The organism is Bradyrhizobium sp. ISRA436 (genome assembly GCF_029910015.1).
GTDB lineage: Bacteria > Pseudomonadota > Alphaproteobacteria > Rhizobiales > Xanthobacteraceae > Bradyrhizobium.
In genome coordinates this window covers 6,272,631-6,294,991 of sequence record NZ_CP094519.1, presented here as the reverse complement: position 1 = coordinate 6,294,991, position 22,361 = coordinate 6,272,631, and the positions used below count along the sequence as shown (strand labels likewise).

The 22,361-nt window shown below is 62.8% G+C and carries 22 protein-coding genes; 14 read left to right on the top strand and 8 right to left on the bottom strand.

The window, feature by feature from the left end:
- Nucleotides 1–44 precede the first annotated feature (44 nt).
- The 4 genes from MTX23_RS29290 to MTX23_RS29275 all read right to left on the bottom strand — a co-directional run bounded on the left by MTX23_RS29290 (nt 45) and on the right by MTX23_RS29275 (nt 4,328).
- Nucleotides 45–659: a hypothetical protein gene (locus tag MTX23_RS29290; protein WP_280973600.1), complete on the bottom strand. Its 615-nt coding sequence runs from the start codon at nt 657–659 to the stop codon at nt 45–47.
- 47 nt (nt 660–706) lie between these two features.
- Nucleotides 707–1,405 (bottom strand): hypothetical protein, encoded by a 699-nt coding sequence (locus MTX23_RS29285; protein ID WP_280978246.1) that lies wholly within the window; start codon nt 1,403–1,405, stop codon nt 707–709.
- Nucleotides 1,406–1,521: 116 nt separating this feature from the next.
- Nucleotides 1,522–2,889, bottom strand: coding sequence for a sigma-54 dependent transcriptional regulator (locus MTX23_RS29280; RefSeq protein WP_280973599.1), 1,368 nt, complete (start codon nt 2,887–2,889; stop codon nt 1,522–1,524).
- Nucleotides 2,874–4,328: a HAMP domain-containing sensor histidine kinase gene (locus MTX23_RS29275; RefSeq protein WP_280973598.1), complete on the bottom strand. Its 1,455-nt coding sequence runs from the start codon at nt 4,326–4,328 to the stop codon at nt 2,874–2,876. The genes MTX23_RS29280 and MTX23_RS29275 overlap by 16 nt, the downstream gene beginning before the upstream one ends.
- A gap of 784 nt (nt 4,329–5,112) precedes the next feature.
- Between MTX23_RS29275 and MTX23_RS29270 the strand changes: the two genes are divergently transcribed.
- From MTX23_RS29270 to MTX23_RS29255, 4 genes are all read left to right on the top strand, one after another.
- Nucleotides 5,113–5,472 (top strand): hypothetical protein, encoded by a 360-nt coding sequence (locus MTX23_RS29270; protein WP_280973597.1) that lies wholly within the window; start codon nt 5,113–5,115, stop codon nt 5,470–5,472.
- A 200-nt stretch (nt 5,473–5,672) separates the two neighbouring features.
- Nucleotides 5,673–6,845, top strand: a complete 1,173-nt coding sequence (locus MTX23_RS29265; RefSeq protein ID WP_348637531.1) for an efflux RND transporter periplasmic adaptor subunit — start codon at nt 5,673–5,675, stop codon at nt 6,843–6,845.
- Between the two features lie 23 nt (nt 6,846–6,868).
- On the top strand, nt 6,869–7,564 hold the full coding sequence (locus MTX23_RS29260) for an ABC transporter ATP-binding protein (protein WP_280973596.1): 696 nt from the start codon (nt 6,869–6,871) through the stop codon (nt 7,562–7,564).
- Between the two features lie 23 nt (nt 7,565–7,587).
- Entirely contained in the window at nt 7,588–8,820 is a 1,233-nt protein-coding gene (locus MTX23_RS29255; protein ID WP_280973595.1) for an ABC transporter permease, read from the top strand.
- Between the two features lie 616 nt (nt 8,821–9,436).
- Here the strand turns inward: MTX23_RS29255 and MTX23_RS29250 are convergent.
- Complete coding sequence (locus MTX23_RS29250; RefSeq protein ID WP_280973594.1) at nt 9,437–10,060, bottom strand: hypothetical protein; 624 nt, start codon at nt 10,058–10,060, stop codon at nt 9,437–9,439.
- 996 nt (nt 10,061–11,056) lie between these two features.
- On the opposite strand from MTX23_RS29250, the gene MTX23_RS29245 reads away from it, so the two are divergent.
- From MTX23_RS29245 to MTX23_RS29230, 4 genes are all read left to right on the top strand, one after another.
- Complete coding sequence (locus tag MTX23_RS29245) at nt 11,057–11,845, top strand: hypothetical protein (protein WP_280973593.1); 789 nt, start codon at nt 11,057–11,059, stop codon at nt 11,843–11,845.
- Nucleotides 11,845–12,030 carry a hypothetical protein gene (locus MTX23_RS29240; protein ID WP_280973592.1) on the top strand — a complete coding sequence of 62 codons (186 nt, stop codon included), beginning with the start codon at nt 11,845–11,847 and terminating at the stop codon, nt 12,028–12,030. Before MTX23_RS29245 ends, MTX23_RS29240 begins: the two co-directional genes overlap by 1 nt.
- 279 nt (nt 12,031–12,309) lie before the next feature.
- Nucleotides 12,310–12,591 (top strand): AbrB/MazE/SpoVT family DNA-binding domain-containing protein, encoded by a 282-nt coding sequence (locus MTX23_RS29235; RefSeq protein WP_280973591.1) that lies wholly within the window; start codon nt 12,310–12,312, stop codon nt 12,589–12,591.
- Nucleotides 12,572–12,961 carry a type II toxin-antitoxin system VapC family toxin gene (locus MTX23_RS29230; protein WP_280973590.1) on the top strand — a complete coding sequence of 130 codons (390 nt, stop codon included), beginning with the start codon at nt 12,572–12,574 and terminating at the stop codon, nt 12,959–12,961. Before MTX23_RS29235 ends, MTX23_RS29230 begins: the two co-directional genes overlap by 20 nt.
- Before the next feature lie 28 nt (nt 12,962–12,989).
- Here the strand turns inward: MTX23_RS29230 and MTX23_RS29225 are convergent, their stop codons facing one another.
- Genes MTX23_RS29225 through MTX23_RS29215 form a run of 3 tightly spaced genes read right to left on the bottom strand, consistent with a single transcriptional unit; the run spans nt 12,990 to nt 16,205 of the window.
- Complete coding sequence (locus tag MTX23_RS29225) at nt 12,990–13,790, bottom strand: acyl-CoA thioesterase domain-containing protein (RefSeq protein ID WP_280973589.1); 801 nt, start codon at nt 13,788–13,790, stop codon at nt 12,990–12,992.
- 20 nt (nt 13,791–13,810) lie between these two features.
- Entirely contained in the window at nt 13,811–14,926 is a 1,116-nt protein-coding gene (locus MTX23_RS29220) for a hypothetical protein (RefSeq protein WP_280973588.1), read from the bottom strand.
- 55 nt (nt 14,927–14,981) lie between these two features.
- Nucleotides 14,982–16,205 (bottom strand): ABC transporter substrate-binding protein, encoded by a 1,224-nt coding sequence (locus MTX23_RS29215; RefSeq protein WP_280973587.1) that lies wholly within the window; start codon nt 16,203–16,205, stop codon nt 14,982–14,984.
- 203 nt (nt 16,206–16,408) lie between these two features.
- On the opposite strand from MTX23_RS29215, the gene MTX23_RS29210 reads away from it, so the two are divergent.
- From MTX23_RS29210 to MTX23_RS29185, 6 genes are all read left to right on the top strand, one after another.
- On the top strand, nt 16,409–17,962 hold the full coding sequence (locus MTX23_RS29210) for a long-chain fatty acid--CoA ligase (RefSeq protein ID WP_280973586.1): 1,554 nt from the start codon (nt 16,409–16,411) through the stop codon (nt 17,960–17,962).
- Complete coding sequence (locus MTX23_RS29205; RefSeq protein WP_280973585.1) at nt 17,962–19,020, top strand: phosphotransferase family protein; 1,059 nt, start codon at nt 17,962–17,964, stop codon at nt 19,018–19,020. Before MTX23_RS29210 ends, MTX23_RS29205 begins: the two co-directional genes overlap by 1 nt.
- On the top strand, nt 19,017–19,517 hold the full coding sequence (locus MTX23_RS29200) for a hypothetical protein (protein WP_280973584.1): 501 nt from the start codon (nt 19,017–19,019) through the stop codon (nt 19,515–19,517). Before MTX23_RS29205 ends, MTX23_RS29200 begins: the two co-directional genes overlap by 4 nt.
- A gap of 187 nt (nt 19,518–19,704) precedes the next feature.
- Nucleotides 19,705–20,964, top strand: coding sequence for a Rieske 2Fe-2S domain-containing protein (locus tag MTX23_RS29195; RefSeq protein WP_280973583.1), 1,260 nt, complete (start codon nt 19,705–19,707; stop codon nt 20,962–20,964).
- Entirely contained in the window at nt 20,964–21,461 is a 498-nt protein-coding gene (locus MTX23_RS29190) for an aromatic-ring-hydroxylating dioxygenase subunit beta (RefSeq protein WP_280973582.1), read from the top strand. The genes MTX23_RS29195 and MTX23_RS29190 overlap by 1 nt, the downstream gene beginning before the upstream one ends.
- Nucleotides 21,462–21,565: 104 nt before the next feature.
- On the top strand, nt 21,566–22,360 hold the full coding sequence (locus tag MTX23_RS29185; protein WP_280973581.1) for an enoyl-CoA hydratase-related protein: 795 nt from the start codon (nt 21,566–21,568) through the stop codon (nt 22,358–22,360).
- The last annotated feature ends 1 nt before the right edge of the window (nt 22,361 follow it).

Here is a 22,361-nt window from a genome sequence, read left to right as displayed (position 1 = left end):
CGACCTTCGATGTGATTCCGCCAATTTCTTTTCACGTCTCCGGCTCAGGCGCGTACGGCCTGATCGTGCTTGGGCTTTGCCTCGTGCTTGGGCTTCGGCTTTGCCTCCTTGATCGGGCGCAGATCGTCACTGTCGGTGCCGATCTCCTTCGCATGCAGCACGCTGCCGTGCTTGGTTTCGACGCTGTCGCCTCTCGCGGCGATCCTCGCGTTCGGCGCAAGGAACTTGGCAACCGGTTCAGCCTCGTTCGGACCGACACGGATCACCGTGCCGTCGGCGAGCAGCGCGCCGCGAAGCTCGCCCTTGGGGCCGAACAGCGAGAGTCGCACCGCTCCCTCGGCCGACATCTTCCTTTTCTCTAGCTTGGGATGTTCGCGATCATGGCCCGGTCCCTGGTCGATAATGCGCGCTCCGTTCGTCGTGATCACTGCGACCGCGGCGACGAGATCGGCTTTGCGCGGCCGGACGCCACGGACGCTGACCACGTCGCCTGCCTTGACGTGGCGGGTGAGCTCGGCCTCCATGTGTGGCGGCGTGTGGACGAGGACGGACGGGCGCGTCTCGCTGTTGAAGCCGTCGATCTCGCCATGCGGGTTGAGAACGAAGCGTTCGACGGTGCCTTTCACTTCCGGAAGGCAATCGGGATCGATCCAATGCATGTTGTTCTCCTCTCTGGTCTGTTGGCTTCTGGAATTCTCTGTCTTACTCAGCCGCGCGGCGGAGGCGGTCCGAAGCGGTCGGGACCGCCCTTGGAGCCGCGCGGAGGACGCGGTCCGTCGAGCTCGGTCATCTGACCAGGCGAAGTGCCGATCGCTTGCACGTCGACCACCCTGCCCGGCCCGGTGTCGAGTAGCTCTCCGCGTACGGAAACCATCTGCCCGGGTTGCAGCCAGTCCGCGAAACGCTCGGCTTCCGGCGGAGGCAGTCGAAGCTGGGTGCAGTCGTCGAGCAACGCGCCGTTCACTTCGCCGCGCTTGCCGTGCTGCGCCGCGGCGATCCGGCCGTTGAAGGTCTGTTGCGTGCCGCCCCGCTCGGGCCCTCGCGGTGGCCCGTTGTCGGCCACGCTCCTGCCGGTTGCGACATTGGTGACGGAAGCCGCATCGACAAGCGGAATGGCCCGGGCGCGCATGCCGCGAATCGAAACCTCGTCGCCCGGTCGGATCGTATAGACGACCTGGGCCGAGAGATGCGGCGGCAGCTTCACTTCCGTGCCGTCGGCCAGGATCAGCCCGTCAACGTCGCCGCGCGGCGTCAACGTGTATTGCTTCACCCGGCCGCGCGACTCCGGCAGTTGAGAAGAATCCCAGACCGAGCCCATCGTCTGCGAATAAGCGCTCGCGCCGGCGCAGCCGGCCGTGGCGGCGAGGAACGCGCACGCAAGCGTGCGCATCCGCGTCGATGTCATCTTCATGATCAAGCTCCTTCCGAATGGCGACTGGTCGCCAATGCGAAAGGTTCAGCAATCGGCGTGCCAACGCCGAAGCGCTTGTTTCTGAAGGAGTTAGCGGGAGCTGCGGTCGTTTAGCCGTCGTCTTTTCCGACGGCGGATGTCGGATTTCCTGACGCATCGCTGCCGGTCAGGCCGTAACGCTGCATCTTGGTGTAGAGAAGCTGGCGGTTGATGTTGAGACGCCGCGCCGCCTCGGTGCGGTTCCCGCCGCAGGCGTCCAGCGCCTCGCGGATCATCGCTTCCTCTAGCTGGGCGACCGCCGCCGGCAAATCGCTCCCGGGAAGCGCGGTCGCAACCGGGCGAATTTCCCCGGCGCTGGTGTCGATATCGTCCGCGTCGATGGTATGGCTTCTGGTCAGCACACAGGCCCGTTCGATGACATTGCGCAATTGCCTGACATTGCCGGGCCAGTTGTAACGCCTGAGTTTGTCGATGGCGCCGCTACCGAGCTGTTTGACCGGTTGTTCCGAAGAGACCAACAGCGAAAGGAAGTGCTCGGCGAGCGGCACGATATCGGATGACCGCTCGCGCAGCGGCGGGATCGCGATGGGAACGACATTGAGGCGATAGTAGAGGTCTTCGCGAAACTCGCCGGCCGCTACAAGCTTTGGCAAGTCGCGGTGGGTTGCGGTAACGACCCGCGCGGTGGTCCGGACCGGCCTGCCACCGACCGGCGTCATCATCCGCTCCTGCAGCACCCGCAGGATCTTCGCCTGCATCGCAAGCGGCATATCGCCGATCTCGTCGAGAAACAGCGTGCCGTTGTCGGCGTCGCGGAAGGCGCCGGAGCGGTCGCTGGTCGCACCGGTGAACGAGCCCTTCACATGCCCGAACAGTTCGCTTTCGAGCAGGTCCGGCGGGATCGCAGCGCAGTTGACGGCGATGAAAGGCCCGTCCTTGCGCTGGCTGTGCACGTGCAGTGCGCGCGCCACCAGCTCCTTGCCGGTTCCGGTTTCGCCGAGGATGAGCACCGTCGCCTGGCTGTCGGCGGTAAGCCCGATCGCCTTCTGCACACGCCGCATGCCCTCGCTCGGTCCGATCAGGGTATCGAGGCTGCCCTTGCTTGCCGCCGCGACCGGCCGCCGCCGTGACGGCAGGCGCTCCAGCAGGGTCTTCAACTCATCGCGTCCGATCGGCTTGGTGAGGTGGTCGAAGGCGCCGAGCCGCATGGCCTCGATGGTGTTTTCGGCGCTCGCAAACGCCGTCAGCACCACCACCGCGGGCGGGTTCTCCTGCGCGCGGATGCGGCGCAGCACCTCGATGCCATCCATGCCTGGCATCTTGAGATCGAGCAGCACGGCGTCCACTATCTCGGACAGCGCGGCGAGGCCCTCGCGTCCCGAGGAGGCCGTTTGCGGCGTGTGGCCGAGGTCGCTCAATGCCTCGACGAGGCCCTCGCGCAAGGCAGGGTCATCATCGACAATCAGGACGTTTGCCATGGCACCTCGATCTCAAACTTCGCGCCGCGCTCGGTGTGCGCAAGGCGTGCTTCCCCGCGGTGAGCACGCGCGATTTCTCGCACGATGGCAAGTCCGAGCCCAGTCCCCTCGGTGCGCGCCGTTGCGAAGGGCTCGAACAGGCGCTCGCGCATCTCCTCGCTCACGCCTGCACCGTTGTCGGTCACGCATAGCAGCAACTTGTCCTTCCGTCGCACGGCATCCACGACAATGCGTCCGCCGGGGGACGTATTCTGGATCGCGTTCAGGATCAGATTGTCGAGGGCCCGCTGCATCTGGAACGGGTCAAAGCGAGGTATTGGGTTGCTCGGCTCCGGAGTTTCAGCCCCGAGCGACAAGCCGTTGGCCGCCGCCAGCTCCTGGTGAGGCTCGATCGTTGCTTGCAGGAACGAAGCAAGGTCGACATCCGTCGGCTTGAGCTCGCCAGCCTGGGTCATTTGCAACAGATTACGCAGCAGCGCGTCCAGCCGCGCGACCTGCCTGAGGATCGCTTCCAGAGCAGTTTTCTTGCGAGCGTCATCGCTTGCGGCAAGTGCGTTTTCCGCCTTGAGCCGCATCGCCGCGATGGGGTTGCGGATCTCGTGCGCAAGCCCTGCCGACAGCCGCCCGACGGCCGCGAGACGTTCGGCTGTGCTTGCGCGGTGCCGCTCCAGCGCGAGCCGTTCGCCGGTTTGATTCAACGCATCGACCAGCCGGTCGAGCTCCTGCTCGCCCGTACGCGGAAGCTTTGGAAGGTCGACCGACCCGCTTTCGCTCTTGCCCAACGCCTGCTCCAGCACCGCGATCTTCCGCGACCAAGAGAACAGCACGCGTGCGAGCCAGATCGCCGAGCCGAAGATGGTGAGTGCAAGCACAAGCAGTCCAGTCAGCAGTTGAGTATACGCCGGCCCCTCGGCTGTGAAGGCGCGCGTCATGGTCCAGGCCGTGGTGCTCGGCAGCGGTCCGCGCAGCGGGCAGGCGTGCACCAGCAGGACTTGCGATCGCGCCGGCTTCCGCAGACCGGCCGGCCGCCCCGAACGCAAGGCTTCGGCGTTGACGTCGCGGATCGTGTTCAGCTCCGCGGCCGGAAGATCGGTCTTCGGACCTGTACCCTCATAGGAAGGGAAGGCGTAAGCGAGCGAGCCCGCATCGGCTTGCCAGATGCCGCCCTCGACGCCGGTAGCGCTGGAGAGCGCGACCTGAACCAGTGTTGTTAGCTCCTGCTTCAGCCGATTGTCGATTTGCCCGCCGCTCCAACCGGAAACGAAGAATTGGTAGCGGTCGGCAATGTCCCGACAGGCCCGTGCGGCCAACTCCTCCGAGCGCGCAACGCGCGCGTCCGCTGTCTGCTGAAAGGACTCGAACAGGAGATAGGCGGTCGCCGCTCCCGACAGGACCAGCATGATCCAAAGTGCTAGCAGTCGCGACCAAAGAGACCGCATCGAAGTTCCCGGAGCAGTGAAATGACCCTCAATCTATACGAATCTAAGGCGACCGCCATCGGGGCGAGCCAGAAGCATAGTAAACCGTTGATCGGGCGTTCGACGATAAGGCGCACGCCCGTCCTTGCGATAAGACCGCCGCATCCGCGATTGGAATGAGAGATCGTAGCCGGATCGAACCACCTCGATGTATATCTTCGCGTCCTGATCCGACTCAAAGGTCCTGGCGTGCTCCACAAGTCTGCGGCCGGCTTTCTCAGGGTCGGAATAGTGGCGGTCTTCCTTCGCCTTTATCGGCAAATTCCATCGCGCGCCTGCGCCGCATGGACGTGTGGAGCATGAATCATGCTCTCAGTCAGGACGTGGCTATCAGGCGAGCGCCACATGGACAATTGACCTTTCCAACAGACAAGATCTTGCCGCTCGCCGTCTCGTTGCCAATGCGAAGATCGCGACGATCTACCAGAACGGTGATATCGGCAAGGCGAGGCTCGCGGGGCTCAAGAGGGTGGGTGATTTTCTGAGCGTGGTCTGGCTTCGTTGGTTGCGAGACCGTTATGAGCGACAGAGCAAAGGGCGCAGGGGGGACCAACTTTCGGCCGAACGATCGTCGCAATTTCGACGATTCTGAATTCCCTGTCAGAAACTAACTCATTCATGATCGAGAATATCGAGCGTCATTCCGCGAAAAATTAGGAACCGCTGGAGATCAACTGCATTCAAGCGTTCGGCGCAAGTCGACAAACTTGGCGCCTTGGCGAACGCAAACGAAGAGGAGTTGATGATGAGAAAACTCGCAATCATCGCAGCAGGCGTATCGTTGCTTGCGGGCACTTACCCCGGTCAGGCATCCGACCACCTGTTCACGGCGGTGGGTGCCGGCGGCCTGACGACCTCCAGCAACCCGTTCGTCAAAACCAATGGACGATCAGCCGACACCGTGCCGGGTCAGGGCAGCCCGCTGTCCGGTGCAGATCACACCACCCCGGCGGTCGAAATGGGGTCGTTACTTACGCACCACTTCACGCAGCCCAACACGAATGCCAATCCCGGCAACGGCACCCTGAAGACCCCTCCACCGGTCACGGCCGGAAAGACGGCGCCCTCAGCCAACAGTCCGCATACGGCGGTCATCATACCCTGACCCAGCCGACAGCGATCGCTTCGGATCGCACCCCGCGGCGGCGCGCGTATGTCTCAATCTCCCTGAGGCGCCTCGCGCCGCCAGCGGCGGCAGAACGAAAGGGACCTACGCCTGTTCTCAAAATGGAGCACCGCATCAGCTAGCGCGGCGAGATCACCATTCGCACGGACAATCGGCCGAACTTCCCTCGAAGCCTTCTGGTGCGTGTAGCGCTGGGAGTTTTGGCGATTGCCGTCACTTATCCGCTGTGGGCCCCGGACAATTCGGTCTCCGCAATCGGAGACGATCGCGACGAACTGCGCTATGTCAGCATTGCTCGTGACAATGTCGTTCAGAATGTCACCGCCTCGGGAACGCTCGAAGCGGTGGACACGGTCGAGGTCAGCTCGCAGCTGTCGGGTCAGGTCGCCAAGCTGATGGCCGACCACAATTCCCCTGTCAGGGCCGGCGAGCCGCTCGCTGCGCTTGACGCCGCGACGTTTGAAGTCCAGGTCAAGGAAGCGGAAGCCGCGCTCGCGATCGCGCTGGCCCAGCATGAGGAGGCCAAGGCCGCCGTCGAGGGCGCGCAGGCGCGCCACGATGACGCCCTGCGCGATCTTCAGATCAAGAGCACGCTTAGCAGGAACGGCAGCGTTTCGCAGCGCGACGCCGAGCGCGCGCAGATGGCGGCCCGGTCGCACGCCGCCGAAGTGTCCGCCGCCAAGGCAGGCGAGCAGATGCGGGCGGCCGGAGTCATGGCTGCCCGCGCTTCGCTCGAACGGGCTCGGCTGGATCTGGAACGAAGCACCATCAAGTCTCCGATCGATGGTGTTGTCATTCGACGGAGCGTGGAGCTTGGCCAAACGGTGGCTGCGAGCCTGCAGGCGCCGACATTGTTCACGATCGCGCGCGATCTTTCGGACATGCGCGTTAGTGCATCCGTCAGCGAGGCCGACATTGGCGCGGTTCGAACCGGGCAGCGCGCCTTGTTCAGCGTCGATTCTTATCCAGGCCGCTCGTTCGAAGGTCGCGTGCTTGAGATCCGAAAGGCGGCGCAGATGGTGCAAAACGTGGTGACCTATACTGTGATGATTTCAGCGCCCAACCCCGATGGCCTGTTGCTTCCAGGGATGACGGCCGACGTCCGCGTCGTGGTTCAGGAGCAACAGGACGTGATGGTCGTTCCCAATGCCGCGCTGAGTTTTCGGCCGACCCACGACCGTCCAGACAATCCCGCACCCGGGAAGGGGGTGATCTGGGTCCGCGCCAAATCGGGCCATCTCGAGCCTACGGCCGTGTCACTGGGCGCTACCGGCGATTCGCTGACCCAGATCATGTCGCCAGATCTCCAGATCGGCGAACTGGTGGCCATCGGTTATCGGAGTAAACCTTGAGGGGCCGCCCGGCCGGTTAGCACATGAGCTTGCTCGCCACACTCGATCATGTCCACAAGCTGCACCGGCTCGGTGACCAAGCCGTTCACGCGCTATCGGATGTCTGTCTGGAGATCGATCGCGGAGATTTCGTCGCCGTCGTGGGGCCGTCGGGATCGGGAAAATCGACTTTGCTTTCGATCCTGGGCTGCCTCGACCAACCCTCGAACGGGCGCTACCTTCTGCACGGCGAAAGTGTGTTTGCGCAGTCGAAAAGCCGCCTGAGCGAGCTGCGAAATCGGCGCATCGGCATCGTCTTTCAAAACTTCAATTTGCTGCCGCGCCTGACCGCGCTCGAGAATGTCGCGTTACCGCTGTTCTATCGACGCGAACCGCTGCGGAATCCGGCTGCGAAGGCGCGTGCTGTCCTCGAAGCGGTCGGTCTCGGCGCCCGGATGCACCATATGCCTTCCCAGCTCTCGGGGGGCGAGCAGCAGCGTGTTGCAATCGCACGGGCGATCGTCAATGGTCCCGACCTTCTCTTGGCCGACGAGCCGACCGGGGCGCTGGACACAAGCACGCGCGATGCCATTCTCGCGCTCCTCCGCGAGCTGCAGCGCGCCGCGCTTACCGTCGTGCTTGTGACCCACGACCCCGAGGTCGCGGGCTGCGCGCGGCGCACGATCCGGCTTCGGGACGGCGTCGTCGTTGGCGACTCGGGACGTTGCGACAGCGCATGAATTGTGACCAGCGTAGGGCTCCAATGCGATCGCTCAGCTATGTTCATCTGGCGTTTCGGTCGGTGCGTGCGCACATATTGCGCTCGTTTCTCGCCGTGACCGGCATTGTCATCGGTATCGCTGCTGTCGTGATTGTGGTTGCGGTGGCGGAAGGGGCGCGTGCCGAAATCTCGAAGCAGATAAATTCGCTTGGCTCGAATCTGCTGCTTGTGAAACCTGGCGCGCAGCTCGCACAGGGCGTGCGACAACAGGCGGGTACCATCCTCTCGCTCACGACAGCCGATGCGCTGGCGATTGCCCGCGAGGTGCCCGACATTGTCATTGCCGCACCGTTCGTCGGTGAGCAAAAGACGACAGTATCTGGCGACTTGAACTGGTCGACCCTGGTTGCCGGTGTGACGCCCGAATTCTTTGAAGCGCGAGGTTGGAAGCTCGCGGAAGGTCAGCTCCTTAACGACGATCATATTACATCGGCTGCAAAAGTCGCGGTTATCGGCCGCACCGTGGCGCGCGAACTGTTCAAGGGCAGGGACCCGCTTGGCCGCTTCCTGCGCATTGAACGCGCCTCCTATCTCGTGATCGGAGTTCTTGCCGAGAAGGGCCAGGATTTCACAGGTCGAGACCAGGACGACGTCATGTTCATTCCGTTGTCATCAGCGAAAATCTTCACAGTTGGACGCAGTCAGGCCAACCCGGATGCGGTGCATACGATTCTCGTGAAGACCGAATCCGCTGAATCGATGCAAGCAGCAGAATCGGCGATTGCCCGTGTCCTGCGGCAGCGTCACAAGATCGTGGGGCGCAAGTCCGACGATTTTAGCATTCAGAACCTCATCCAGGTCGCCCAGACGCGCGACCGGGCCTATCGCCAGTTCACCTTGCTGGTGTCCACGCTTGCGGGAATCTCCCTGCTGGTCGGCGGCATTGGCGTGATGAACATCATGCTTGTATCGGTCACCGAACGGATCAATGAGATCGGAATCCGGTTGGCGTTTGGCGCCCGGCCACAAGACATCCGCTGGCAGTTTCTATTGGAGGCAGTGCTGCTGTGCACGATCGGCGGTTTGTTGGGACTCGTCGTTGGCTATGGGTGTGCCCGCGTCGTCCCCTCCGCGTTAGGTTGGCCAATCGAGTTCAACGAACGGATGGCGCTGATCGCGATCGCCTGCTCCAGTTTCATCGGCATTGTCTTCGGTCTTCTGCCCGCCGAGCGGGCCGCGCGTTTGGATCCGGCGGTGCTACTAAGGTCCGGATAGGCGGCAATCTGGGCTCAACCAGGTGACAGTCATCATGAGCCACGCGCAGCCAAACGCGATGAGTGATCAAATTGGTACAGTCGCCACTCGGCAACGCGAACGAAGACCGGATTAAGTGCTTATGAGGCCACTTTGAGAGTGAATCGACTATCTCTTTGATTTTCCTCGATTTTGAGTTTTGAAAACGACTCGATTTTGATTTTAAGAACGACTCGATCTGCCTGTTTTTCGTTTTGAGAACGACTCGATTGAGTACGCCGGCGCTCGGGAAAAGCCAGCGCTTTCGACACTCTTCGCCTAAAAATCAGAAATTGCCGCGCGTTCTCAGTTCGGGTCCATCAGCCGTGCTGATCCCAGTCTACGGTAGGTTCAGATGAGCAAATGCGGCCGCGCTCGCCGGATATGGTCGAGATCAAGATTACACCGCGAGACATCGACCAGGCCCACCAAGGACGGGTGCTCGGGAACGGTAAGCCGGGCTGAGTAATCGATGATTTCGGTCTTCTGCTCGTCTTGGGCAACCCGCGTGCTATGCGAGCGTCGTTCCGCCTTTGACTTGGGCTAGGGCGGAAGCGGGCCATCGTACATCTTGTGAGGCAGCTTCCTAGCCGTCTTCTTAGTGCGCCCGACCGATCATCAGCAAAATGCCGCCGATCTGCGGCAACAGTGCCAAGAGGACCAAGCGCAGCATGGCGAAGTCGCCGGCGGCTGGTTTGACGATTCCGGCAGTGAGCCAAGCCACGATCTTGATGGCCGCATCGGTCTGCGGGTCGGCGGCTTGCTCGACCGAACTCAACGCGGCATCGAGCGCGCGGCGGCGGTCGGCCACAGCTTGCTCGCGCTCGCGACAGAAACGGCCGACCCCGCCCATGCATTCCCGGTCGCGTGACGCCATGGCGTCACGTAACGCATCTTGCGCCGTCGTCACAGTCGGCGTTACGCGTGACGCCCGGGCGAGCGTTACGTCGGTGATGTTGAGGGAAGCGAAGCCGATACCGGCAGTGATGGTGAACACAAGATTGATTAAGCAGATCAGCCAGGCCGTCGCCGCACTGACCCCCTGGCGGGCACGCCAAAGCTGGGCGGCAACTGAAGGTACGGAGAGGGCAATGAGATCAGCGGCCACACCAACTGAGAGAAACAGCCATCCCGCGATATCGGTCGAACCCAGCGATCGGGCAAACCAACCATTCATGATAAGACCAACGCCAGCCGCGCTCTTTCTCCATTCCGCTGCCATCTGCGACCCTCAAAATAGCGCCCCTGCGCGCTACAGGGGGCGTCTTCACTCTAATTATCGCGGGCATCCGCTTTTCGTGGCACCAAGCGACTGGATCGCACGGTCGACGACACTCAAGTCCTCGCCGACGTGCACTCCGTTGCCATCGCCTTGCGGATAATAACCTGGCGGGTTCACGGTGGCGCTCCGCCCCTTCTAGGTGACCGTAAACGGCCGCGCGTCACGGGGCAGGGTCTCGCCCGTCTCAGGCGAGACCATTGTTCCCGTGCAGCCATGGGCAAAGTTGGTCCCCTAGTCTGAAACACAGAAAATCCCCGCCGGCGATGGCCGGGGTTTTCATTTCGGATGCCGGGCGCCAATAACGATCGTCGATCTATCGGACCTATGTCCGCTTTACCTCGACGACCAGTCATCCTGGATGTACAAAAGGACCTTCAGCTACGCGCCACGTCATCGCCGGCCAGCACGATGCCGGTGAGCGACCTAGTCGGCGAGTTCATCCGGACCCGCTTTCCCGTCGGGCCCGGCAGCGTTGTGTTCGGCAAGTCTGTCGAGCGGGGGGTTCTGCACCCGATCCGGACGCTCTTGATCGAGGCTCCGGAAGCTGTTGGAGGCGGCAAATTTGCTTCCCGAAGTCTCGGGCGATCTGGTGGACGGAAATTGCCGGTTTGATGCTGTACTAGGCTCCCTGCCTGCGAGAGAGGCCGCGGCCGCTACCCTGTCGGTCAGCAAGGCCGGCAACTACCTGAATGCGCCCTGGGTGCAGCGTGACTTGCTCTACCGATCCGGCATCATCGTCCCCCGCTTCAAGGAGACCACGGCGCCGCCGATCAGTTCGCTCCCGAGGACCTGGACGTCGCTGGCCAGGCCGGCAACTGACCAGGGATCTGGTTAACCATGCGGGTAGCGTGGCGTCGATCAAGGCACCATATTAGCGCAATTGCTCCGTTAGCCGCCATAATGGCCACCGTCGAGTAGAAATGCCGGGCCGGACCCATGTGGGATGAATTGAATAAATTCGATCGGGGAAGATTCTTCGGAACGAACTCCTTGATCTTCAAGCCAGCTTGGTCCGACGCCGAGATCGAATGGTGGCACGAGCATATGTTCAAGGAACACGGCTTGTACCCAGACGACCTCGGCGAACTGCTTTCGGCCAGCGTCCAGGGAGCTAAAGTCATCACGCTTTCGGATCTCGACACGAAGGCGAATTCGTTCGTTATCCATGTCAAAGGCCGCCCCAACGAGACCGGCGAGGCATGGTGGCACCAGCGCAAGCTCGATCTCAGCGGACCGATATTCGAGGCGCAGCGGATGTGGATCCCGAAACCCGAGCGCGGTCAGGGTCAAGGGCGCCTGCTTATGGCAGATTTAATTGACACGTCTGCACGTCTAGGCATTCGACGGATCACTGTGGAAGCTGACGACGTGGGTCGTTATGCGTGGGCCTGCATTGGTTTCGTTCCCGACAGGGCATCTTGGAATTATCACATCCGACTGGAAGGCCTTGGCCGGCTCGCCCGTTCACGGAACGAATTGAAGCCGGAAGTGTATCATGCCTACCAGGACGTCCTCTCGAACAGCAATCCGTTGCTGATCCGAAACGTAATCCGATGGAAGCAGCTTGTGAAAAGCGCCGAACTGTATGGGCCCGATGGCGAGCCTCTGCCAATAGCCATCGGCAAGGCGATCCTTTTGGAAACCGGCGCCCGGTGGTATGGTGAGTTTGATCTCGAAGACCCTGAAACGATTAGGGTCTTCAATGAATACGTTGGGAGAAAGTGATGGAGGCCGCCACTCAGTTTGATCGGACAGGTAGAGCACGCGAGCAGAACCGCCTGCTGGAAATGGTGCCGGATCCGACCGGACCTGCCCACGAAGCCGCATCCCATGCGGCTTTGATCCGTGCAGGAATAAGCGAAGAGACGATTGCGATCATCGAAGAGGCGAACCGTACGCTGCCGCGATAGTCGCCATTTAGCGCATACCGGCGCAGTCTCATACTTTTAAGGGCACTTGCTGCAACGCATTGACCGTTCTCGGTTTGATGAGCCCCGCGCCGTCTGTGGAGTTCGAGGGGACATTCGCATCGTTGCCTCGATGCCGGACTGCGCCCACCCAACTCCCCATCACGCTGCACTTCGGAGCCGAAGGAAGGTCGTGAGGTCATGGTTTAGGGACTGGACGGCCGCTCTTGCAATCCGCCGAAGTCCTCCTATCTTACTTTCGTCTTACCAAATGAAGCCGCCATGTCCGTCAAACAGAAACTGACGACCACAGTCTCGACCAAGGGCCAGGTGATATTGCCCAAGGCGATCCGGGAACAGCGGCACTGGCCTGCCGGAACGCAACTGACGGTGGAGAATACCCCCGAGGGCGTATTGCTGAAGGCGATGCCCGCCTTTGCGCCTACCCGGCCGAAAGACGTATTCGGCTCCCTGCCGTATAAGGGGCCGGCAAAGTCGATCGCGGATATGAACGCAGGGATCGCCGCCGAGGCGAAACGGCGGCATGCTCGCAATCGATACTAATCTCGTCGTGCGGTATCTGGTGGGCGACGATCCCGGACAGGCTGCCCGGGCACGAAGGCTGATCGATAACAACGACGTCTTCGTCTGCACCACAGTCCTGCTAGAGACCGAGTGGGTGCTGCGGAGTGTATATGGGTTTTCCGCCGCCCAGTGCGCCAAGGCCCTCTCCGATTTCGCCGGGCTGCCGCGCGCGAGTTTGGAAGATGCGACCGCCGCGGCCAAGGCGTTGGCTTGGATGCGGCAGGGTGTGGACTTTGCCGACGGCCTGCATCTAGCCAAGGCGGAAGGCTGTGAGGCCTTCATCAGCTTTGACCAGGATTTTGCCAAAGCCGCCAACACCCTCGGCAGCGTCAAGGTGCGGGCGCCCTGACACCGGGCACGCGGAGCGGCACGAAAGGCTATCGCGGACATCCTTTGCTTGGCGGCACCCGGATGCGGGTCGCCGAGGACAAGCTAAGGTACGCGCTTCCAATAGGTTGGCGAGTATCTAGGGGACTTACTATGCCCAGTGCCGCACCGCCGCCGACGCTGGAGAAGTTCAGCCACCAATCCGAGAGATAGGCGAATACCGCGGCCTGGGCGCGGGAACCGGCGGCGAGCGGCTCCCGGCATCTGATCCAGAAGCGCAGGCGCGGTCCGGCGGTTGCGGCCGAGAGCTGACGCTTGATCTCGGGGATTCGGAAATCCAGGCTGGGCTTGATGTCCTGGGAATATGGGCCGAGCGGCTGTAGCTGCGCCATCAGCGCGTCGGGAATCATGGTCAGATCGGGCAGGCTTTCGGGATCCTCCGACGGCGCGAATGACGCTGCGTGCCGCGGACCCGGCTGCGGCGCGCAGAACGTGGCCTGCGCGCTCAGGACCGGTTGCCCGCCACCCTGACTGCCGAAGATATGGCGGGAGGAGAACCGCTTGCCGTCCTGCAGGATCTGTGCGTCAAAGGTGATGCGCCGGGTAGGATCGGCACCGCGTAGGAACAGGAGTTGCAGCATCGCCGCCGGGCGATCTTCCGGAGCACTGAGCGTTGCGGCCATCATGGCCTGGCCAAGGATCTGACCGCCATAAGAACGGCCGTTGAGATTGCCGTCGCCGAAACGGCTGCGATAGCGGAGCGGGGCGATGGCGTCGAGCGAGACCAGCGCCTCGGCCGCCTTGTTGTCCCACTGGTCGCACGCGGGGGCGTTACTCTCCACGATGCTCATGCCTTGTACGCCCATCCGGATCACATGGCCGGGAACTTCTGCGGTCCTGGATAAAGAGGATAGCCGGCGGCAACGCCGTATTCGCTGATGCCAAATCCGGTCGCGTTGCCGCTCTCGAGCCGGACGACATGGTCCGATAGCGTGCGCGCGATGGCGCGCGTCGCGGCGTCGTCGAGGTTCCAGATGTCGTGCGCGGCATGGGTCTCGCCGCGGTCGTCGCCATGGGCCCAGCCCTGCAGGCCGCCATACATGCCGGCCTTGAGATAGAATCGGGTCGGCAGCCCGTGCATCCTGACGTGACGCGGGGCTCCGTGATCGAAAGTGAAGGTGAAATTCGCCGTCGCGATGGTCTGGCCGAGCAGGTCGTCGGCCCATTCGATATTGTGCTCGACCGCCGTGACCTCGCGATGCGACACAGATCCGTCGGCCTCGCGGCGGAATTCCGTTCCCGAGATGTAATGTGGTTTGCCGGGCGTGCGTTCCTTCAGGAAGATCGACAGCGCCGACTCGTTGAACTGGAACATCGACCAGGTCCAGAAGAAATTGCGATGGGTCGCAACCGGAGGCCGAGTCTCGTCGGTGCGCATCTCCGAGCGCAGGCCCCAGGAACGGTCGCGCTGGCCCCACCACAACCCGGGTTCGATAACGTAGCGCTTTCCGTCGACCACGATCCAGCCGCGCCACCGGCCGAATTGCGAAACGCGGGCGAGATCCTCTTCGACGACGCCGTTGCGCTCGCGGAAATTCTGCTTCTCCTGCGCCGCGGGGAAGCTCGCCTTGAACTCGAGCTGAAAGCTGATGCCGGACGGGTTCTCGGCAAGTGACAGCCGGTGCAGGCCCATGCCCTCGACGATCTCGATCTTGAGCCCGCCGACCTCCGTCTCCAGCGGACGCGTCCCGAGCCGCCGCGAGGCACGGAAATTGTGCTGGCGGCGGCCGATAGTGATGCCGGCAAAGCCGTCCATCACGTTGCGGTTCGGGTAGTAGCCGAGCCCGATATCGATCAGCAGCTCGCTGCCGTCGATCGGGTGCGCGGTGTACCAGTAGCGCTCGGTGAAGCGGACGTCGCCGCCGCCTGCCTTGGCATACGGCTCTGGCGTCTGGTGGCCGATGAGATCGTCCTGGGCTGTCAACATTGTTCTTATCCTTAGTCTTTGAGCCGGTTCGGTCGGTTGGATCCGTAGCGCGGAGTCAGTCCTTCGCCGGGCCCGCGCCCACGATGTCGCCGAACAGCACCCAGGTCTTGCCGTCGAAGCGAGCGAAGCGGCGCTCGGTGATCGCAGCGTAGTCCTGCGGCGTGGTTTGGATCGTGATGCCCGGGAGCAGCATCGGCAGCTCGATACCGCTCAGGTTGGTGGCCTGCTTGAGTACGTTCTCCCGCGTGAGGTTGTCGCCGCAACGCTGCAGGATGATCGCACCGAGCTGTGCCGTGGTGTAGCCGGTCACCGCGATCACGTCGTTGGGGTCCATTCCCGGCATATATTTCGCGACAAAGGCGAGATAGTCCGTCATGCCCTTGTCGCTGGCCCAGGCCGGATCGTTCGGCGTCTTGTATGAAGTCGTGGTCAGGATATCGGTCGATGCCTCAAGTCCCGCCGGCACCAGCACGCCGGCGATCGAATTCGCGGTCGAGCCGAGGAAGATCAGCGGCTTCCATCCGAGCTCGTGGATCTTGCGGATCGCCATCGAGGCAAATTTGTTCTGCGCGGCGATCAGGATGGTATCGGCGCCCGACGCCTTCAGGTTCACGATCTGCGAGTCGATCGTCGGCTCGGTCGATTGATACATCGCTTCCTTGACGATCATCGTGTCGGCTTTGGCTCCAAGCCCTTCCTTCAGGCCAAGGACAAAATCCTTGCCGATATCGTCGGCCTGCAGCAGCACGCCGATCTTGGCATCCGGCTTCTCGCGCAGGACGTAGCGCGCGATGATCCGGGATTCGTTGACGTAGGTCGGCGAGTAGGGCGTGGTCCAGGGAAACTGCTTCGGGTCGTTCCAGCGTGTGCCGCCGCTCTGCACGAGAAGCTGCGGGACGCCGTTGCTGTTGAGATACTTTTGGATCGCGGCGTTGGTCGGCGTTCCGAACGGCGCCATGATCGCGAGTACCTTGTCGTTCTCGACCAGCGCGCGCGTCACCTCGACCGTCTTGGGAGGGCTATAGGCGTCGTCGCGGGTCAGGAAGTTGATGTGGCGGCCATTGATGCCGCCTTTCTCGTTCAGCATCGCAAAATAGGCGAGCATGGTCTTCGGGAAGCTCGCATAGATCGACGCCGGCCCGCTGTAGGGCGCATTGGCGCCGAGGATGATCTCGGTGTCGCTGACGCCTGGACCATAGGCCTTCTGGGCGTTCGCTGTTTCGAGCGCGCCGGTGAGCGCGAACGCCCACACTGCAAGCGTGACGATTGGCTTCCGCATCTTCCCCTCCCATGACGCCCTCTTTTGCGGGGCTCGTTGATCCCGGCGGCGGTGCCTTCAAGGGCTTTACCCGTCGCGCTGGTCGTGTAATAATAGACCGTCTGTCCGGATTATCAACTAGAATCTCCGGGCAGCGTTATCGGCTTCACGCATGACGGAAACATCCGCGGGCGTGCGTGGCCGCATGACGGCGAGGAGGAAACATGAAGCTGACGCAGGCGCTCATCTCGGCGGTGCAGTTGCGCAAGGATTCACCGGGCACCATCCATGCCGGACGGTCGCGGAACTGGAAGGAGATCGGCCGGCGCGTTGCCTGTGCCGCGGGCGGACTGCAGCGGCTCGGCGTCGAGGCCGGCGATCGCGTCGCGATCCTCGCGCTCAACAGCGATCTCTATATCGAGGCGCTCTATGCCATCGCCTGGGCCGGCGCGGTCGCGGTGCCGCTCAACACGCGCTGGGCGGTCGCGGAGAACGCTTACGCGATCGACGACTCCACGCCAAAGCTGCTGCTGGTCGACAAGGCCTTTGCCGAGATCGGATCCGCGCTGCGCGGCGCGAAATCACTTACTGCGATGATCTATCTCGACGAGGGACTGGTCCCCGAAGGCATGCTGAGGTACGACGAGCTCATTGCGCACGCGCCGGTCGAGGATGCCTCAGGCGCCAACAACGATCTCGCCGGCATCTTCTACACTGGCGGTACCACCGGCTTCCCCAAGGGCGTGATGCTGTCGCACGCCAACATCATCTATGAATCGCTGGTCTGGATCTATGCGCTACGCTTCCGCGAAGACACCAGGTATCTGCACTCAGCCGGCATGTTCCATCTGGCCGGCACATCGCCGATGATCGCGCTCACGCTTGTGGGCGGCACCCACGTCACCATCCCGAAATTCGAGCCCGAACTCGCGATGAAGACAATCGCCGAGCACAAGGTGGATTACTGCCTCTTCGTGCCGACGATGCTCAACATGATGCTCAATCATCCGTCCTTTGGGACGTATGACCTCAGCAGCGTGAAGGATTGCGAATATGGCGCGTCTCCGATGCCGGACGCGCTGCTGGTCAAGCTAATGCGCGTGCTGCCGAGCTGGCGCTTCCACCAGGGCTACGGCATGACCGAGAGCGCGGCGCTCGCGACGATCCTGCCCTGGGAATATCACGCGCTCGAAGGGCCGCTGGCGGGGAAGCGGAAGTCGGCGGGGCGGGCGGCGCCTGGTGTCGAAATCCGCATCATCGATCCGACGGGCAACGAAGTTCCGCGCGGCACGGTCGGCGAGATCGCGATCCGCGGGGCCGGCGTGATGCTCGGCTATTGGCGCAAGCCCGAGGAAAGCGCCCGCGTGCTGCGCAATGGCTGGCTGCATACCGGCGACGGCGCCTGGATGGATGAGGACGGCTTTGTCTATATCGTCGATCGCCTGAAGGACATGATCGTCTCTGGCGGCGAGAACGTCTATTCCGGCGAGGTGGAGAACGCCATCTTCCAGCATGAGTATGTGAAGGAATGCGCCGTCATTGCGGTGCCCGATCCGCAATGGGGCGAGGCGGTGCACGCGATCGTGGTGCCGAAGGACGGCAAGCGCCTCGATTCTGAAATGGTGATCGCGCACTGCCGCACCCTGATTGCGGGCTACAAATGTCCGCGCTCGGTCGACATCCGCCTCGAGCCGCTGCCGCTGACCGGCTCCGGCAAGATCATGAAGTCGGCGCTGCGCGAGGAGAAGTGGCAGGGCTATACGAGGTCGGTCAATTGATGCGGGAGGCTACGAAACGATCCGACGATGCGCCGGAGCTCGCTCGTTCCGCCGTGGTGAATGACGATGCGGTGCGGACGGCGCTCGCTCAGCATCTGTCGCGGGTATCCGGGAGCCGGACGGAGATTGTCAGCTTCGGCCGCAAATCGTCGGGCTTCTCCTGGATCACTTTCGCCTTCGTGGCGCGCTCTGTGGCTGAAGGAGATCGCAAGCTGATCCTGCGTGTCGGTCCTCCAAGTGGGTTATTTGCACCTTACTCGGTGCTGCCTCAGGTCTATGCGCTGCAGTCGCTGGTCGGCAGCAATGTTCCGGTGCCGACGCTGGTGTCATCAGAGCAGGATGGCGCCGAGATCGGCTTTCCTTTCTTCATCTGCGCGCATGTCGAGGGCGACGTTCCCGCGCCCTGGGCAGCGAGCGAGCTCGATCCGGACCACAAGCGCGCAATTGCCCGGCAGTTCGTCAAGATCCTCGCATCGCTGCACCGCATCGACCCAGGTGCAACCCCATTTGCATCGCTGCAACAAGGTGAACAGCGTGCCGAGTTGCGCGCAATCGCCGGCTGGCGCGCCTCGCTCGCCCGTCCGACGGCGCGCTACTATCCGCTGCTCGACTGGGGCGGGCGCTGGCTGCACGAGAATTGTCCGCAGCGGCCGCGCTGTACCATCGTGCATGGCGACTACAGGATCGGAAATTTCATCGAGCACAAGGGGCGGATCACCGCCATTCTCGATTGGGAGCTCACTCATCTGGGCGATCCCCACGAGGATCTGGCCTGGGCAATGATGCCGACCTTCAACGCCAGAAGCCGCAAGCTCTATGGTGTGCTCGAGTGCGCGGAGGTGATCGATCTTTATCAGCGCGCCTCCGGCATTCCGGTTTCGGACAAAAGCCTCGCCTTCTACGAGGCCTATGCGCTGTATCAGGCCGCGGCGATCCAGATGTGCGCGGTGCGTGCGTTTGAGGTGGATCGCTTCAACGACATGCGCCTTGCGGCGATGGCAAGCCAAATGCCCTCGATCGTGCGGGCCTTCGAGCGTGCACTGGAGGCTGCAGCATGAGTGCATCCTTCGAGCGGTTGATCGACGGCATCATCGACGCACTGCAGAGCCACGTCGTGCCGAACAGCAACGACGATTTCGTCCGCGGGCAGGTATTTTCCGCGATCTATGCGCTGAACGGGCTCAAGCTCGCCGCCGATTGGAAGGCTGGGCCGCTGCTCGATCAGGTGCGTCTGCAGGATCATACTTTTGCGGCGGTCAAACGGTTGGCCGATGGCATGACGCATCCCGAGATCCCGGCTACCCCACGCATCCCGCACGACAGCTCCGATGCTGCTGCGATCGAAGGATTGCGCGACGATGGCGACCGCCGGCTGGGGCAACTTCTGCTCTGGGCGAGCGGCGAGGGTGCGCGTGCGGTCAATCGCGCTGTCGCGACCGAGATCGAGCACCTGCTGCGCCGTGCGATCTGCGACCAGCTGAAGATCGAGCTTGCGACGACGCCGAAGTCGATGTTGCAGCAGATCGCAGGCGACGGCGGCGCCGCACAGGGTTGAGACGGCTGCGCCGCCGGCTACCCGGAATTGCATCATTGCATGCTGCTCCGGGATTGGCTGCGGTGTTCGGAAAGAAGCTTGCCGGCCTACCGCAACCGTGCTATTAATTCATCGAACGGTCGTTCGGATTATTATTGGCGACAAAGGAAAGCATCCGCCGCAAGCGGCCGGCGAGGGAGACGGAGCGATGAACATGATGACCGGCGTCTCGCCATGGGAGCGGCTGATCCGGCCCGACCGGGTGCACGGATCGCTCTACACCGATCCCGAGATCTTCGAAGCCGAGCTCAAGAACATCTGGTACCGGACCTGGGTCTATGTCGGGCACGAGAGCGAGGTGCCGAACGCGAACGACTACGTCGTCAAGTCGATCGGCCCGCAATCCGTGATCATGACGCGCGACGAGCAGGGCAAGGTCAATCTGCTGTTGAACCGCTGCTCGCATCGCGGCAACCAGGTCTGTTCCTACGAGCGCGGCAATGCGCGCTCGTTCACCTGTCCGTTCCATTCCTGGACCTTTGCCAATGACGGCCGCCTGGTCGGCTATGCCTTCCCTGACGGGTACGAGGGGCAGGACAAGTCGCAACTCGCGCTCGGGCGGGTGACGCGCGTCGAGTCCTACCGCGGTTTCGTGTTCGGCTCGTTCGCGGCGGATGGCCCGACCCTGAAGGAGCATCTCGGCGGCGCGGCCGAGACCATCGACCGCCTGGTGCGCACCTCGCCCGAGGGCGAGGTTGAGATCACAGCTGGATTCCTCAAGCACCGCGTCAAGGCGAACTGGAAGTTCATCCTGGAGAACGAATGCGACGGCTATCACCCGGCCTTCGTCCACACCTCGATCTTCGGTGTCGCCGACAGCATGATCGGCAAGCTCTACGGCGGCGCCTCGACCGCGCTGACGCGCGATTACGGTAACGGCCATACCGAGATCGACCTGCGGCCCGAGTTCCGCAAGCGCGATGCGCCGATGAGCTGGTTTGGCACCAGTGAGGAGCGGCTGCCGGACTACGCAACGCGTATGAAGGCCGCCTATGGCGATACCGCGGCGCGCGGAATCATGATCGACGGCACGCCGCATGTGATGATCTTCCCGAACCTGTTCATCGCCGAGATCCAGATGTTCGTGATCCAGCCGCTCGGCGTCGACGATAGCGTGCAGCACGTCACTGCGCTGCAATTCAAGGGCGCGCCCGATCTGAACCGAAGGCTGCGCCAGCAGACCATGGGCTCGGTCGGCCCGGCCGGCTTCCTGCTCGCGGATGATTCCGAAATGTACGAGCGCTGCCACCGCGGCGTGCTGGCACGCAATCCGGAATGGATCTTCCTTGGCCGCGGCGAGAAGCGCGAGCGGCAGGACGAACTCGGCTTCACGGTCGGCCACGTCACCGACGAGGTGCCGTCGCGCGGCATCTGGACCCATTATCGCAAGCTGATGGAGCCGGCCTGATGCTGTCGCGCGAGAGCGGCGCCACATTGATGAGCGCCATCACCGCCTTCCTCTATCGCGAGGCGCGGTTGCAGGACGAGCATCAATATGAGGCCTGGGAAAAGCTCTGGACCGACGACGGCGTCTACTGGGTGCCGGCCAACGGCGTCGACATCGACCCGGAGCGGCAGATGTCGATCATCTACGACAACCGCTCGCGGATTGCGCTGCGCGTCCGCCAGCTGATGACCGGCAAACACTTCACCCAGACGCCGCAGTCGAACCTGCGCCGGCTGATCTCGAACATCGAACTGATGGACGAGCAGCCTGACGATGGCGACATTGCGGTCGCCAGCAACAGCCTGATTTTCGAGTCGAGCCTGCGCGACGACACGCTGTGGGGAGCCCGCAACGAATACCGGCTCCGTCATGTCGACGGCGAATTGCGAATGGCCCACAAGAAGGTCATCCTCGTCAACAACGACAAGGCGATCTACACGCTGTCATTCCTGGTCTAAAGCGCGATAACTTCATCGCGCTTTAGACCATTGTTTCTGTGCATGATCTGTCCGGAAAACCGCTTCACACTTTTCCGGATCATGCTTTAGGGGAAGGTCTCGCCATGATCGACAAGGGCCCCATTCTGCTCGACATCACCGACGGCATCGCGCGGCTGCGGCTCAACCGCCCTGATGCTGCCAACGGCATGAGCGCCGAGCTGCTCCGCGCGCTGTGCGACGCCATCATGGTGTGCCACGGCCATCCGGACCTGCGCGTGGTGCTGCTGAGCGGCGAGGGCACCAATTTCTGCGCCGGCGGCGATGTCCGCGCCTTTGCTTCCAAGGGCGAGCAGCTGCCGGACTATATCCGGCAGGCCACCGCCTATCTGCAGAATGCGGTGACCGGTTTGTTGCGTCTCGAGGCGCCGGTGATCGCCTCGGTGCAGGGCTTTGCGGCGGGCGGCGGCGGCTTCGGCCTGGTCTGCGCCTCGGACATCGTGATCGCCGCGGAGTCGGCAAAATTCCTCGCCGGTGCGACGCGGGTGGCGATGGCGCCGGATGCCGGCGTCTCCGTCACATTGTCGCGGCTGGTCGGTTTGCGGCGGGCAATGTCGATCCTGTTGACCAACCCGGTGATCCCGGCTGCGGAAGCACTGCAGATGGGCATCGTCACCAAGGTCGTGCCCGACGCGGAGCTTGCCGATGCGTCATTTGCACTGGCACGCGAGCTCGCGGCCGGTGCGCCGAAGGCGCTGGCGGCGACCAAGCGACTGGTCTGGGCCGGCACCGGCACAAGTATCGAGCAGTGCCTGTCGGAAGAAGCCCGCACGGTTGCCGAGCTCTCGGGCATGGCCGACGCCCGCGAAGGGCTGGCGGCCGTGATCGAGCGGCGCAAGCCTGTATTCACGGGACGCTGAG